Source organism: Bradyrhizobium sp. WSM2254, from assembly GCF_000472645.1.
In the GTDB taxonomy this organism is placed as follows: Bacteria; Pseudomonadota; Alphaproteobacteria; order Rhizobiales; family Xanthobacteraceae; genus Bradyrhizobium; species Bradyrhizobium niftali.
This window is the reverse complement of record NZ_AXAB01000025.1, coordinates 45,644-60,517: the sequence shown is the minus strand read 5'-3', so window position 1 is coordinate 60,517 and position 14,874 is coordinate 45,644. Positions and strand designations below refer to the sequence as shown.

The following is a 14,874-nucleotide window of genomic DNA, read 5'->3' as shown; positions in this document are numbered from 1 at the left end:
TGACCGCAGGCGCAAGGCTCTTCGGTTAGTGCCCCATGCCCCCTGCTGCCGCCGCTGCTTGCAGTGATCTTGCTGATCAGCGCAGTGGGGGTCTGGCGACACGAGTAGCCGGCCTCCGGCAGGTCGGGGCGCGCTGTTGCGCTTATGCACTTGCCAAAGGCAGGACCGATCGATAGGGTTCGATCACAGGATGATGGACCCTCGCCATGCTCGCCGCCTCCGAGCACCTCACGATTAAGCCGTTCACGACGCGCTTCGGCACGGACGACGCCGCGCGCCAGTATCTCGAGGGGGTACGCTGGCCCAACGGTCCGACGTGCCCGCACTGCCCGAACGAAGAGCACAGGCCCATTTACGCGATACCGGCAAACCCCGCCAAGAAGGTCCGTGCTGGGCTGTACGAGTGCGGTGCTTGCCGCCGCCAGTTCACGGTCACCATCGGCACGATTTTCGAGGACTCCAAAATCCCGCTGCGGAAGTGGCTAACGGCTTGGTGGATGCTCTGCACTACCAATAAGGGTATGAGCGCGCTCCGAATGCAGCGCACGCTTCACCTCGGTTCCTATCGGTCGGCTTGGTTCATGATGAATCGTATACGGTATGCGCTTCGAGAACCGGTCTTCAGCGATCGGCTCAGCGAAAGTGTCGACGGCGAGGCCGGTGGAACCAACGGCAGGCCGGCAACGAGCGACCCGACTCAGAGGCGTGGTGGCGGCACAAGGACGGCTCCGGGAGATGCGGGCGGTGCCGTGCATTCACGCGCCGTAAAGAAGATGACTGGTAAGGCTTTGCAGGAAATGCTCGACGAAACACTACATAGGCCCGCTCAACGTGTGACAGAGGCGTCGCGGTCTTATCGCGGTCGTGAAGTGCGCCGTGCGTCCCATCGCACTGTCGCTCACCCCAGGCAGGCTTAACATGGCTGCTAAACCTGCTCGCGTGGCCGAAGTCCGCGCTGAAGATCTTCTGATTGAGCTTCTTCGTTCGCAAGGGTGGGACACCCGACGCCCGCCCGCCGGGGAACTGCTGCGCCAGCATGAGTATAAGGACTATCCGGCACTCGCCGAAATTCTTCGCGGCGTTAGCAAGTCCGGCAAGGGAGATGGACGGCCAGAGGCATTTCTGATCAACCGCGAGACACTTCAACCGCTCGCAGTCATCGAGGTGAAGCCAGACGCGGAAAGTCTTAACAAGGCGGTGCGTGAGGTTACCGAGGTCTACGGTCGCGCAAGCATTGATGCAGGGTACACGCCTCTCGCGATAGCCCTGGCTGGCGTCGACGAAGATAACTTCAAACTGCGTGTGCTGAAGTGGACCGGCTCGGCTTGGACGCCGGTTACGTATGACGGCGATCCTATAACCTGGATTCCGAATCTATCCGACATTGAGCGGTTGATACCACCGTCGGCACCGTCTGAGTTGCGCCCAAGCGTACCGCCGGCAGAGGTGCTTGCGGCGCGCGCCGACGAAATCAACCGTCTCCTACGCGAGTCCGGCATCAAGGACGAGTTTCGGCCGGCGGCGGTCGCTGCGATCATGCTCGCCCTTTGGTTCTCTAAGGGGGAGATTCGGCGTGATGCGCGCCACATCCTTCGCGACATCAACGAGGCTTGTCGAGATGCCTTCATCAAGGCCGGCAAAGCAGACCTGGCCAAGAGCCTCCGCGTTGATGAGGCGAACGATCAACTTGCGAGGCACGCGCGTCGAATTGCGGTGATCTTGGAGCGGTTGAACGTCCATGTGCTGACTGCTGAACATGACTATCTTGGTCAGCTTTACGAGACCTTCTTCCGATACACTGGCGGCAATACAATCGGTCAGTATTTCACGCCCCGCCATGTCGCGGAAATGATGGCTGACATGACCGATGTTAGCCCCACCGACGTAGTGCTGGATTGCGCCTGCGGCACCGGCGGATTCTTGATCGCCGCCATGAACCGCATCCTGACACAAAAGAAGCTGTCGCGCTCGCAGCTTGGTGCGCTCGTTAAGAAGAAATTGATCGGGATCGATAAGGAGCCCGTGACGGCTTCCCTTTGCGTCGCCAACATGATCCTACGTGGCGACGGCACGACCGGCGTCCATCGCGCTGATTGCTTCACTTGGCCAGAATTTCCGATCGGAAAGGCGACGGTTGCGCTACTCAATCCGCCGTTCCCGCACAAGAAAACTGACACTCCTTCAGAGAAATTCGTTGAACGGTCCCTGGAGGGCCTTCAGCAAGGCGGTCGACTCGCCGTTCTGGTGCCGACGAGCCTGCTCGTTAAGAAGGACAGGCAGTCTTGGCGCGATAACCTGAAGCGCAAACATACCATCAACGGCATAATCAGCTTCGAACGCGAACTGTGGCACCCCTATGCGGACTCGGTCGCATCCGTTCTCTTGATGACGAAGGGCGTTCCGCATCGCGCGAACAGGCAGGTTTACTTCGCCAAGGTGAAGAACGACGGGTTTCGGGTCATCAAACAGGTGCGCACGCCTGTACCTGGCAGCCAAATTCCAGCGGTTGAGAAGGCTTACCACAACAAAGAGACCATAGGTGGCTTGTGCGGCTGGGCCGAGCTTGGGGATGATTGGGGACCGGGTCTTTATGTACCGGCCAATAAGCTTTCCGACGAGGAAGTAGTTCAGGAAGTCTATTATCTGACGCGCAGCCGATCTGCTGCCACAGTTGCTTATGCGCATCGCCTCGTGGAAATGCGAGCTGATATCGACGCCGGAAAAATGGAGGTCGAATCGATCCGCGAGCGCCGTCGGCTTGGGCGAGTGCCGATCAGCGACGCGACTATCGGCGGCTATTTCGACGTCGTCTATGGTCAAAAAGACCTTCACAACAAACGCGATCTTCGCCCCGGCTCGTCTCTAATCATCTCCTCGCAGGGCACCAACAACGGGTGGTACGGCTTCTATGATTTTGGAAAGCTCTTGGCGCCCCCGTTCGTCACGGTTCCGAGCACCGGCACGATCGGTCATGCGCTTGTGCAAGAATGGCCGTGTGGGGTGACCGACGATTGCCTCATATTGGTTCCGAAGGTCGGAGCCACAGTCGAGCATCTTTACATTGCTGCCGCTGTGATCCGATCGGAGCGCTGGCGCTTCAACTATGGAATGAAGGCCACGCCAGATCGCATATCGCGCTACCCTCTTCCGCTCGGTGAAGGACTCCTGAGGGACGTTCGCACGCTGATCGACGCCGCAAACAACATCGAAAACTTGGCACTGGAAGCGGCGGAAGACGAGCTTGATACGCGGATCGCGAGACAGAGACTGTCTGAGGAGAAAATCATCTCCGGCACGGCTCTTATCGAGAGGCTGGCGCGTCTAGAGACATGAGAATGTCGGGGGAACTCTACGGATATGCATACAGTGAGGCCGCGCTTAAGTTTCTTGAAACGGCGGTGCCGGCAAAGATTCGTGTGCAGATCAAACAACGTGTAGAGGCCCTCACGTCGAACGCAACGCCACCAGGATGTAAGAAGCTCCATGCGGTCACAGACGGCGAGCACCCAGTCTATCGTGTCCGGCAGGGAGACTATCGAATCTTGTACTCAGTTCGTGGCAATCCGCACCAGATCGTCATTCTCGACATAGGTCATCGAAAGGATATCTATCGTTGAGCGCCAAGGCGAGGCACGAAAAGCCGCTACGCATTCCTATGAACTTTGATGATGCCGTGGCACTCCTCGTGCAGGTCAGGCCACCGGCCGGGGGCTGGAAGGCGTACGAAAAGCGACTGAAATCCGAGAAACGCAAGCGCAACCGAAAGGATAAGTCGGTCGCCTGAAACGTCGCTCGACGAAACCGTTTTCCCGACAATTATACAAATATATCGACGCATTGTAGACGCCACTAAAATCGAACTCTCATAGCAAACTTTCAACACGAGACTACGCATGACGTCGCCGGCCCACGGTCGTAGCTTGGAACTGCACTACATCAACGGGCAACCCGACGGGATGCTGACGGCTGAGATGTTCAATTGGACTGGGCATGTCCTTTTGGTCCCGCGGACTCAGTTGTCTCAAGCACTTGCCCGCACCGAAGCAGGTTACGGCGGCATCTACCTTCTCCTAGGCGAAAAAGAAGGTGAGCCCTTAGCCTACGTTGGTGAGAGTGAGGACATCGGCAGCCGGATCAAGTCGCACGACGCCGCCAAGGACTGGTGGAGTATGGCAGTGCTCGTGACCACCGCCGGCAACAAGCTTAACAAGGCTCATGTACGATACTTGGAAGCGCGCCTGATCGAGCAGGCCAAGTCCGTCGGACGAACCCCACTCGATAACGGAACCAGTCCACCTCGTCCAACTCTTAGCGAAGCCGACGTCTCGAAGATGGAGGCTTTCCTGGAGAACATTTTTATTCTCCTGCCCGCGGTGCGCGTAGACCTTTTCATTCAGCGCACGCGGCCGACGCCGACGGTGGCGCCAACCGCGAGGGCGCCCTCAGCTGAGTTCATCCTTGAAACGAGGAAGCACGGGGTGAAAGCGAGAGCCGTGCTGGTGGACGGCGAATTTGTCGTGGAAGCAGGATCAACGGCGCGCCTCGCGTGGGAAGGCGTAGGCTCCGAGATGACGAGCTACGGCCAGCTTCACCAAGAGCTTCGGAACGAGGGCGTCTTGCAGCCGCAGGGCACAGTGTGCGTGTTCGCCAAGAATTACGCCTTCAAAGCCCCAGTGCCGCGGCGGCGGTTGTCAACGGACGGCCCGCGAACGGCACGATGGAATGGAAAACGCCGGGCGGACAGACCTATAAGGAATGGGAAGCACAACAATTGAGCACAGCCCCAGCATCATGATCGGCGCAGGCCCGCCGAAAATCGCCTTTTGGAAATCCGTAGACCTCGCGGGCGGTCATGGGCTCGTAGCTGGGCACGTGCCACGCCTTGCCGAACGCGCGCTCGTCGTTGGCGACGGTCGTCAGAAGGCGAGCCGAGTCGCGGACCGAAGTCCAGGTGCGGGGTACGTCGACCGGTACGGGCGAAACGACGCGCTTTCCGGCCAGCATGGGCTTGAACATCGCCAGGCTCACCATCGAGTTCGGCTGGATGTGATCGCTCGCGCGGATTTCGGTCACACGGATGCGCCCGCTTTCATGGAGCGCAAGCGCGTCGCGCCACATCTCCGCGCGAATGCGCAGCTTAGGGTGCGCCGCGGCAAGGGGGTCTCTTCGGACATGACGCCGGCGCCAGGCCCATAGCCGTAGAGGTTGGAGTATGAGGCGAGCACGGCGCGGCTGCGCTCCGCGGCCGTCAGTATCGCGGCGTTCAGCGGCGGCCAGTCGATGGGCCAGCGATCATAGGCCGGGCTGGCGCAGTTGTAGAGAACCGCTGCGCCGTCGGCGATCGCACTCAAGCGCTCGGCATCTGTCGCGTCAGCCGCGATCCTCTCTATCATCGGATGGTCGGGGCCCGTGCCCCTGCGGGTGATGAGCCGCACCGCTTCACCACGTTCGGCAAGCAGAGTAGCGACCGCAAGCCCGACGGCGCTGGTACCTAGAACGACATTGATTTTCACTGGCAGGGCGATCCGTCGCGTGCTGGGGGGGTGAGTGTTTTCGATCCGCTCGGCGCCCCCAGGGCGAGCCCGGTCGCTGCGAGCGACGAGATCGTCAAGACGGTGGAGAATTAACCGCCCGTCACGACAAGGATTGAGTAATCCTATCGGTTCTACTAGAACTTATGGTTGTGGTGGCCGCCAGGCCGTCCTTTGTTTTATTTCCTTGCCGACGGAGCGGCCGCGACGGTTGCGAGCGGTCCTGCACCGGAAAATTTTCGGATAAATCGTTGAATGACGGACAATGTCGATCGAGCGCTCGTTTTCGAGGATCAGTCTCCGGGGGCCGGAACGCACGTCATAATCATCGGCATCGGCCACTACGATGCTCTGCAGGGCGGCGCGAACGAAGACCGTGAGCTTTCCGCGGATATGGACCAGCTCTCAGCGCCTCCGCGCTCGGCGGAAGCGCTCGCCGGCTGGTTCCTGGACAAGTTCGACCATCCGGATCGCCCTCTCAAGAGCGTATCTTTGATCCTTTCCAGCGGGATCGATGCGGCCGTCTTTTCGCATGCGAGAGCGAAGCACGCCGAAGCGCTTCCCAACGGCACGATCGACGCGACCACGAAAGCGATCCTCGCTTGGGCGCGAAGAGCTTCGAGCGATCCGGAGAACCTTGCGATCTTTCACTTCTGCGGACACGGCGTCTCGACGGGCGAGCCGATATTGTTCTTGCGGGATTACGGTGTCGATCCGGACAGCCGCTTCGACCGAACGATCAACTTCAACGACTTCTCGGCGGCGATGCTGACGAGGAAACCGCGACATCAACTTTTCCTTATCGACGCGTGCCGGCTGCCCGATCCGATTGCAAGAAACGTCCCCAAGCACCATGTAGGACGAAGCGGCATCGATCCGCTCCCGTTGACGTCGCGCGGAGAACTTGCCCAGCAAAGCGTGCACCATTCGACGTCGGATCTTGCGCCGGCGTACGGACGCACGTCCGGCGCGAGCCTCTACACTGAGGCCTTGCTGCAAGCTCTCGACGGAGGCGGAATACAGGGGCACTACGACATCTTCGTGAGTACTCTCGGCCTGCAAACCGCGCTCGATGCGTACATTGCCAGGGCGACGGCAAGGGAAAAGGTCGAGCAGCGGCCGCAGCTTATGAGATCCCATCAGTTCACGATCCACCAGCCTTCGAACGTGAGAATTCCCTTGTACGTCGTAAGCGAGCCTGCAGCGGCGCTGAAGAATGCGAGGGTCGAGGCGAAGTTGGGTGGGATTACCGGTGATTACTACGACTCTGCCGAGCACGGTCAAAAAGAGGAGTGGACGACGATGCTCCCCATGCGCGAGCATACGATCCTCGCAAAGTTCCAGGACCATCTCGGGTACAAGGAGGAGGAAATGATCAAAATGCTCTTTCCTCCCGAAGCAAGCTGCAAAATCAAATGCAGGAGGCGATAGTGAGCAAATTCGCGGTCCGCATGGACAGGATTGCCGGTATCGACGATGAGATCTCGCTCGGCGTGATTGCGCGGGTCCAAGGCTACGCAGCGGAAGAGCCCGATAAGCCAGTATTCCGGCAGGTCTCCATTCCGACCTCCAAGACCGAAACGGCCACCGTCGAAGTCAGACCGGGCCGATACATCATTCAGGCCGTTCTGCCTTCAGGGGCAATCTTGCAGGAGGAACGCGAGATCGACGACGGGCAGACCGTCCCGATCGTGTTCGCAGCGCCTGCAAGGCGCCCATGGCTGGGTTGGCAGAACTTCTCGGCTTCGGTACCGAATGTCGATCTGCCTGCGGAGGCGGCGTCGTCGTGGCGGACGTTCGATAGGATAGGCAGGCTCTTCAACTCGATACCCTTGTTCGACAGGATTTTCGGCTCGCCGGCGCCGGTCACGCCTCGCGGAGGGCGTCTTTCCGATCGCGATGCGGTCCGTCCGGACAAGCAGCCGCGCGTGGCGCTCGTCTCCCTGGAATCCTACGATTGGCCGTCGGCAGCCGACGAGCCGGCGCTCGACGCCGAATTGCAGGCCGGCGAGGCGCTGTCCGCTCGCGAGAGCGAGGGTAGCCTGACTCTATGGAACGTGACGCCTCCAACTGCCGGAACGGATACGCGTAACTGGGCTGCAGTCGATCTGGGAGATGCCTTGGAATTGGTCAGTCTGCCCTTCCCATGGCGAAGCGGTCGAGGCGACATCGCAAGCGCCGAGCTCCTCGTCGATACGAGCGACGCCGGCGGCTTGGCACGATCATCCCTCACCATTCGCGATCCTTCCTCTGCGGCGCTTCTTGCGTACCTCGCGCGGGGCAATCTCGCGTTGGCGCGCTCGCTAATCCAGCAAATGGAATTGTCGGGCGTCGTCGAGGAGACGATCGGGGCCAAATCCAACAATCCTTTCGCTGCCTGCGCGGCCGCCTACGTTGGTTTGGCCGCATTCGATTCGACGGAACGGGAAACGTGGGATCCTTGGCTGGCCAATCTCATGGAGAGATACCCGCGGATTCCGGACGGCGCCGTCGTCCACGCAAAACGCATTATCAATCGACCCGCCCCTAACGAAGATCCCGCGGCCGTTCTTCAGGCCTTGCGTCGCGCGTTCGAGGCAGGAATTCCGTACTTCACCGCCGGCATCATGCATCTTAGGGAGGCATTGACGCTATACGCGCAGGAAGATGAAGACATCCGGGCGAAGCGGGATGCCGTTGCCCGGATCGCTTCGCTGGTCGACCCAAGCAAGGTGTTCACCGTGATCCGCTATCCGAAAACTCCGAGGCAGGCGGCGTGATACTGGAGATGTTCCCTGCCGCCGACGGCGATTGCCTGTTGCTAAGCTGCGGAGACGGTGCGCGCACGAATGTTCTGATCGACGGAGGGCGATCCGACGGTTACGCACGGCTCAAACCTCGCCTCGATCGGATCGCTGAGGCGGGCGAGCGCCTGGATCTGCTGGTTCTCAGTCATATCGACGCAGACCACATCGAAGGCCTGCTGGAGCTCGTCGAGGACACCGGACGAAAAGTCCAAATTGCCGACGTGTGGTTCAACGGCTTCGATCAACTCAAGCGGCTCGAGTCGTTCGGGTTCAAGCAAGCCGATCGATTCTCCAAGGCACTTGCCCGGTCCGGACTTCCGATCAACGTCTCGTTCGCTGGAGGCGCCATCGAAGTACCGTCGCAGGGCGAACTTCCGACAAGAGAACTCCCGAACAACGTCAAGGTGACACTCCTGTCGCCCGACCGAAAGCGGCTCGACCGGCTCTCCGACGAATGGGATGATTGGCGGCAGTCGGAAAGCATTCCCGAAAAGGTGGAAGTAGAGGTGCCGAGCGGTCTCGAGTCGCTCGGACGTGGTCCGATCGGAAGGATCGACGTCGATGCGCTCGCGGATGGCAAAGAGACCATCGATAGGGATACCGCCAACGGGTCCAGCATAGCCTTCATCGTCGAGCATCGCGGCAAGCGCGCGCTCATGGCGGCCGACGCCCATCCCGACCTTCTGGCTTCTTCGCTTCGTCGGCTCGTTCCCGACGGGGAGACAAGATATCGGATCGACCTCATGAAGGTCTCTCATCATGGGAGCAAGTTCAACACCAACCGGAGCCTCGCTTCCGTGATGGACTGTTCGCGCTTTGCGATTTCCACGGACGGGTCGCGCCATGGACATCCGGATCCGGAATCCCTCGCGAAGTTGATCAAGTTCGGCACGAAAGCTCCGAAGATCATGTACTTCAACTACAGTTCCGCGAAAACCACCCCGTGGGACTTGCCGAAATTGAAGGAAGAATGGGACTACTCCTGCGTTTTCCCTCAGGCCGGCGAAAACGCCCTGAACGTGCAAGTCTGATGTTGCAGAGGGAGCCGTCAGCCCTCGGTCGGCTCTCATATCTGATCGTTGCGACCATCCTGTACGGCACCCAAGCGCTCGGCGCAGCCGAGTTACCGAAAATCGATCCGACAGAAGCCCGCGACGTGAACATCGGCAGGCTCGAAGAGGTGCCTGTCGAACTACCGGATCGGCAAATCACGCATCTGCTGGTCAGCGGCGAGGGCAACAAGCTCTGGATAGGCACCACCGACGGTGTCGCCGAGTACGACGGTGTGAAGGCTCGCCCGCCGCGCTTCGAAGCCGACGAGCAGGCCACCGCCCTATACGTGAATTCGATGGTCGAGATCGAGCCCGGTCGGGTGCTGCTCGGAACGATCAACGACACGATCTGGCTGTGGGAGGCCGGAAGAATACGAAGGATCCACGGCGGCGACACGAGGGACGAATGGTCCATCGCTCGGCTCGCCGACGGCCGTGTGGCGATCGCGCATCGCTTTTGGAGCCCTGCGCAGGGCGCCTTGGCGAAGGTGCGCGAGGCGCTGCCTTCGGAGAAGGTCGTTCTGCTTCCGGACGCGGTGACCCAACTCGCCGCGGTGCCGAGCGGCGTGATCGGGGCGACATCGTCCGGTCGCATAACCCTCTACGAAGGACAGGAGCTCAAGCCCAAGTCGAGCGTCGATCTTCGTTTCACGAACGAGCAGTTCCTCAATTCCATCGTCTACGACGGAAGCAATCGCGTTCTCGTAGCATCGACCGCCGGCTGCTTCTCCATTGACGTAGAGGCGAAATCATCCAATCGCCTTTCGGACGCGCCTTGTGGCGCCGTCGCGCCCGCCTCCGACGGCGCGGTGTGGGCCGCAAGCAAGGGTCTCTTCCTGGGCACGGCGAACGGATGGCAACGGGTGATCGCGGAGAAGGACGCCGAGTCGGACATTACGGCGTTGGCGCAAGACCGCTCCGGAAACGTCTGGATCGGCACACGCAACGATCTCTACCGCGCTTCGTCTCTGTCACGACAACCCGTGGGCCTGCCGAACAAGAACGTCGTCTCGATGGCCTATTTCAAAGGCGTGTTGGCCACCACGTTCGATGATGGGTCGCTTTGGACGGTCGATAGCGATCTGCGGTCGACGAAGGTGACGCTGCCGCACGGTCCCGCCGGCGCTACGCGAGGCTACGGCGGAACGGCCGTCACGTTCGATCGGAACAGTATTCTGTGGGCCTTGAACAAGGCCGGCCTCTTCAAGGTTCAAGCGGATATCGTGAGCAAAACGGCGGATTGTCCCGTCTGCGGCGCGGGAGGCGTTCCGGCCTCAATCGCGGTCTCGAGCAACGGCGAGGTATTCGCGGGCTTCTACGGGTCGAACGACCTTTGGACCGTTATCGACGGTTCTTGGAAGACCGCAGCGACGTTTCCCGGAGGTGACGCACGAAGCGTCAATTCGGTCGTCCCGGGCGGCGCGGGCGAGGTCTGGGCCACGGGAGTAAGCGACCTGGCAAAGGTCGACAAGGGTTCTCCCCGCATGTTGGGACCGTTCGATCGCAGCAAGACCGGCAAGCTGCATCTGTTCGGGGCGCTGACATCTCATGGATCGATGATGGTGGCCGCCGGCGGATGGGGCGGCACCGTATTCGCGCCTTCCGCCGGCTCCTCTAACGACCCATTGCTAGTCGAAAACAAGGGAGGAACGGATCAGCCCTACGTCATCAGGGGGCTCGCCTCGCATCCGAAATTGGGCCTGCTTGCCGCTACGCAGACCGGCATCTACGTTTGGTCAGGTACCCCATCCGCGGGACGCTGGCGCTCGCTTCGGGATCTCGACGCCAACCTTGGACGGCCGGCGACGACGATCGTCGCCGGCGACGGCGGGCAATTCTGGATAGGCACCTCGCGCGGGCCAATCCGATTCTCCATTCCGGATGTCGACGACGGCATTCGAATCAGCCGGCTCGAAAGCGGACCGGTCGTTCGTTCACGCGACGTGCACTTCTCCTTCGAGCAAAACGGGCTCGCTAGATGTTGCACCATCAGGTTGGACGTCCAACCGCACGTCACCGGCCTCTCCGAAGACCATCGAAGCCCTGCCTCGGTGGTCATGACCGGCCTGGCGGACGATACGAGCTACGTCGTGACGGCCGCCCCGGTGGACTTTTTCGGTCGCACCGGCAAGGTTGCGAGTGACAGCTTCGCGATCTCTCTTTCGGTTTGGGATAGTCCACTGAAGCTCTCGGCTTCGATTCTGGCCGCATTGCTGGTGTTCATTCTCCTCGTATCGCAGAGAGGCCCGGCGGGCTTCATCCTGAGGCGAATTGCGAAGAAGCGATGGGCGCTCGAGGGAGGACCGGCAGATCTTGAACTCGCCATCGAAGATCATGGATCGGAAGTCAGGTTCAGTCTCTCTTTGCCTTGGGACCGCTCGACGATAGCGCCATTCGCCACAAGAGAGCGCGAAACGCTCGTGAAGATTCAGAATGCTCAACTCGCCGACATCTTCCGTCAAAATCGGGCGAGCCAGCAGGATGCACGCGACAGATTCCTTCGAAAGCTGGATGCGGTTTCCCGAATGCTATGGAACGAAGTGCTGCCGGCGGAAGTCACGTTCGCGATGTTGCAACGTCCCGGCGGCAGCCTGACTCTGGAGGTACCGGACACATTCCTGAACTTGTTGTGGGAGGCCTCCACCGACAACAACGGGCGCTCGCTCTCCTCGCGGTTTTCCTGCGGGCGGACCGTTCGAAGCACAAGGCTTGCGAGCAAAAGTGCGCTTCCGTCCGAAGAACTCAAGGTCGTCGTATTCGCTCCCGTGGGCGATCTCACTCGAACGAAAACCGAGATCCAGGCCGTGGAGCGGCGCGCCCGGGCTTGGGGTGCGTCGGTACTCGTCTTGAAGGACACGTCCACAAAAAGCGAGGTTCTCGATGCGATCCACTCCTGCCATATTTTCCATTACGCCGGTCATGCTCGATACGCGTACGACGACCCCTCGGCCAGCTATCTGCCGATCTTGAACGACAAGATAACTGCCGCCGAGATCGGCGCCGCCTTATCCGCGGCGGACAATCAGCTTTTGTTCGCGTTCATCAACGGCTGCAGCAGCTCCAGGGAGACCGAGTGGAAAGGCGGCGAAGCGGTGTTCGGCTTGGCGTCGGCGTTTCTATCGAACTCGACGTATTTCATCGGGGCTCAGTGGCCCGTGCTGGACGCACATGCCGCGACGGTGGCCGAAGATTTCTACAGGCTGCTGTTTCCGCGAACCGACGTATTGCTCTGGCGTCTATTCCGCCGGAAGGCCTTGTCGGGCATCGCGGTGGCGGAGGCTCTTCGTCAGGCGCGAGGCGGACTTGAAGGTCGCGGAGTGGAATTGCAAACTCGGCAAGCCTATGTCTTTTATGGCGATCCCACGGCAAGGATTACGCTTTCTTGAGATGATTATTGCCGGAGGAAATTGCAGATGAATCAATGGTTTACGCAGGAACAAGACGCGGCGCTCGACGTTCTCGATACGGTGCGCCGATCCGCGGCGACGCCGGGTTTGCCAATCCGGTCCGCAACCGTTATTTAAGGGGAAAGTTCGATCATTTCTGCTGCACGGAGGCGCGATTCGTGCATTGTTGCCCGATTCTGCCGCCGCGCCGCGCAGCTCTCCGACCGAGGTTTTCGATGCCTGACCAGTTTGGAACGCCCGTGAAGATTCCGGGACCGGACCCGATTCCGGCCGACAAGCTTCCCAGCCCTCGATTGGGCGAGAGGCTGACCGATGCTGCTCGTCGCGATGTCGAGCAGATCGAAGAAAACCTGAGGCACGCGGAAAGGCGCATCGGCTCGTTTGTCCTGCGCTGACTTCGTTGTATATGGATGAAAACGGCCCGATCGTCGATCGGGCCGTTTTCTTTAGGGGATGGCGTTGTCGACATGACGGGCAGCGACGAAAGCATTTTGGTCCGGAAGATGGAGTCTCAAGCCGATTGGGACGACCTGGAGAAGGTCCTGGACCCGGTCAGGAAGACCGACGCCGTATTCAATACGGTGCGGCAGCTCAGGGATGCGGGCATCAAAAGCATCGTCATCGAGAACGACTATCTCGATCGCGACTTCAGCGAAGAATATACGGCTTTCTACGCAAAACTCTTTCGTCGGCATCGCCGGCATGCGAGACGCATGCACTTCTTCACCTCCGACGTAAGCCAGATCGTTGCTGAAGCCGACGCGGCGAAGCTGATCGGCGAATTGGAGCGTGAGCAGCGCGAGGGACACTACGCGGGGTTTCTCGTCTGGCGACCGATGGCGGAGGCGCCGATCGGCCGAGCCGTGCTCAGCGTGTTCAAGTCCTGGCCCGAGATGCACGGCTTCCTTCAAGTCCGGGCTACCTACGAGACCCATCTGTTGGGAGCTCGCTTGTCGGTCTCCGGCGTCCCGTTCATGCAACAGGACAAGCAATTCACCGCCTGCAGCCAGGTATCGCTTTGGGCGGTCGGCCGTCACTTCAGCGCGAAGCACGGGGGTGCGTGGATATCACCCGCGAAGATAGCCGCGACCGCCTTCGAAGCGCACGACGTTCCCAGCGCCTCCTCGCTTCCGGCCGGTAGCCGCGGACTCACTCTTTCGAACATGGTCGCCGCCCTGAGACGGATGGACCTCCAACCCGTGCTCCATCACAAGAGGGAGCTACCCGGCGGCAAGCTCGAATGGCCCGCCCCCTTGGTGCCGGCGGCGATCGTCGCCCGATACGTCGAATCCGGTCTTCCGGTTCTGTTGGGACTGCACGATCTCGAGGGGACGGAAGATTTTCACGTCGTCGTGGTCACCGGCACCGCGTTTCGTGAACTTGAAAATTGCGAAACTCGCAGCCAACTGACGATCGCCGACTTCATTCCCTTCTTCCTGGTCCAAGACGACCGGCTCGGCACCAATCGTTGGATGCCGGCCAAGAAGGGAAACTCCCAAGGCGCGTGGGACGAGACGCCGTACAATCTGGAGGACAACGTCTCGTTCATCCTCGCGCCTCTGCCGCAGAAGGTGTTCGTCACGGCCGAACTGGCCGAGCGCTACTCGCTGGACATCGTCGAGCAGTTCTACATGGAGGATTGGGCCAGCCACCGCACAGGCGTCCTCAAGGACGATGACAAGGTCATAGCGGCCGGAGACGCCGTCGCCGCAGCGTTGAAGGCGGAGACGATCGTGGCCCGCACCTACCTTCGCCCGGGATGGAAATACAAGAAATGGCTGACCGAAAGTCAGGCTCACAACGACCTCAAGCTCAGGGTCGTCCACCACGAGCTTCCGCGCCTCGTATGGGTGACGGAACTCGGCCTGGCGAGCGACGTGAATCACATGCTGCCGTCGGACCGTAGGATATTCGGTCACGTCGTCTACGACGCGACGGCTGCCGGACAGGTACGTCAGCCGCTGCTGATGCACCTGCCCGGAATGCTCTACATTTGGGAGCAATCAGCCGGAGAATTCTATGTCCGGGCGGATCATCGCGGAATCCCGCTTCGGGGCGACGTGGGTTATGCGCCCCGCTTCCGCACCTAGCTCGGAAC

General features: G+C 60.5%; 13 protein-coding genes. 11 read left to right on the top strand and 2 right to left on the bottom strand.

Features of this window, described 5'->3' with window-relative positions; translation table 11 throughout:
- The first annotated feature begins 206 nt into the window (after nucleotides 1-206).
- The 5 genes from A3M7_RS49710 to A3M7_RS51275 all read left to right on the top strand — a co-directional run bounded on the left by A3M7_RS49710 (nucleotide 207) and on the right by A3M7_RS51275 (nucleotide 4,795).
- Nucleotides 207-917, top strand: a complete 711-nt coding sequence (locus A3M7_RS49710; protein ID WP_049823540.1) for a transposase — start codon at nucleotides 207-209, stop codon at nucleotides 915-917.
- Between the two features lies 1 nt (nucleotide 918).
- A complete protein-coding gene (locus A3M7_RS0118940) occupies nucleotides 919-3,333 on the top strand; it encodes a class I SAM-dependent DNA methyltransferase (protein WP_027545331.1) in 2,415 nt (804 codons plus the stop codon).
- A 2-nt stretch (nucleotides 3,334-3,335) separates the two neighbouring features.
- The gene (locus tag A3M7_RS44530; protein ID WP_049823539.1) at nucleotides 3,336-3,617 is read left to right on the top strand and encodes a type II toxin-antitoxin system RelE/ParE family toxin; all 282 of its coding nucleotides are present in this window, start codon (nucleotides 3,336-3,338) and stop codon (nucleotides 3,615-3,617) included.
- Nucleotides 3,614-3,784, top strand: coding sequence for a hypothetical protein (locus A3M7_RS48655; protein ID WP_156936929.1), 171 nt, complete (start codon nucleotides 3,614-3,616; stop codon nucleotides 3,782-3,784). The genes A3M7_RS44530 and A3M7_RS48655 overlap by 4 nt, the downstream gene beginning before the upstream one ends.
- A 762-nt stretch (nucleotides 3,785-4,546) precedes the next feature.
- Nucleotides 4,547-4,795 (top strand): DUF4357 domain-containing protein, encoded by a 249-nt coding sequence (locus tag A3M7_RS51275; protein WP_371090195.1) that lies wholly within the window; start codon nucleotides 4,547-4,549, stop codon nucleotides 4,793-4,795.
- On the opposite strand, the gene A3M7_RS48650 is transcribed toward A3M7_RS51275, so the two are convergent.
- Nucleotides 4,747-5,073 carry a hypothetical protein gene (locus A3M7_RS48650; protein WP_156936928.1) on the bottom strand — a complete coding sequence of 109 codons (327 nt, stop codon included), beginning with the start codon at nucleotides 5,071-5,073 and terminating at the stop codon, nucleotides 4,747-4,749. The two genes, A3M7_RS51275 and A3M7_RS48650, sit on opposite strands and share 49 nt — an antisense overlap.
- Nucleotides 5,070-5,513, bottom strand: coding sequence for a hypothetical protein (locus A3M7_RS0118920; RefSeq protein ID WP_049823537.1), 444 nt, complete (start codon nucleotides 5,511-5,513; stop codon nucleotides 5,070-5,072). Before A3M7_RS0118920 ends, A3M7_RS48650 begins: the two co-directional genes overlap by 4 nt.
- A gap of 273 nt (nucleotides 5,514-5,786) precedes the next feature.
- Between A3M7_RS0118920 and A3M7_RS0118915 the strand changes: the two genes are divergently transcribed.
- The 6 genes from A3M7_RS0118915 (at nucleotide 5,787) to A3M7_RS0118890 (ending at nucleotide 14,866) form a co-directional block, all read left to right on the top strand.
- Nucleotides 5,787-6,962 (top strand): caspase family protein, encoded by a 1,176-nt coding sequence (locus A3M7_RS0118915; protein WP_027545329.1) that lies wholly within the window; start codon nucleotides 5,787-5,789, stop codon nucleotides 6,960-6,962.
- Entirely contained in the window at nucleotides 6,962-8,290 is a 1,329-nt protein-coding gene (locus A3M7_RS0118910) for a hypothetical protein (RefSeq protein ID WP_156936927.1), read from the top strand. Before A3M7_RS0118915 ends, A3M7_RS0118910 begins: the two co-directional genes overlap by 1 nt.
- A gap of 8 nt (nucleotides 8,291-8,298) precedes the next feature.
- Complete coding sequence (locus tag A3M7_RS0118905) at nucleotides 8,299-9,348, top strand: ComEC/Rec2 family competence protein (protein WP_049823536.1); 1,050 nt, start codon at nucleotides 8,299-8,301, stop codon at nucleotides 9,346-9,348.
- The gene (locus A3M7_RS0118900) at nucleotides 9,348-12,755 is read left to right on the top strand and encodes a CHAT domain-containing protein (protein WP_027545326.1); all 3,408 of its coding nucleotides are present in this window, start codon (nucleotides 9,348-9,350) and stop codon (nucleotides 12,753-12,755) included. The genes A3M7_RS0118905 and A3M7_RS0118900 overlap by 1 nt, the downstream gene beginning before the upstream one ends.
- Nucleotides 12,756-12,763: 8 nt before the next feature.
- Nucleotides 12,764-13,171, top strand: coding sequence for a hypothetical protein (locus A3M7_RS48645; RefSeq protein ID WP_156936926.1), 408 nt, complete (start codon nucleotides 12,764-12,766; stop codon nucleotides 13,169-13,171).
- A 72-nt stretch (nucleotides 13,172-13,243) separates the two neighbouring features.
- Nucleotides 13,244-14,866, top strand: coding sequence for a hypothetical protein (locus tag A3M7_RS0118890; RefSeq protein WP_027545325.1), 1,623 nt, complete (start codon nucleotides 13,244-13,246; stop codon nucleotides 14,864-14,866).
- The last annotated feature ends 8 nt before the right edge of the window (nucleotides 14,867-14,874 follow it).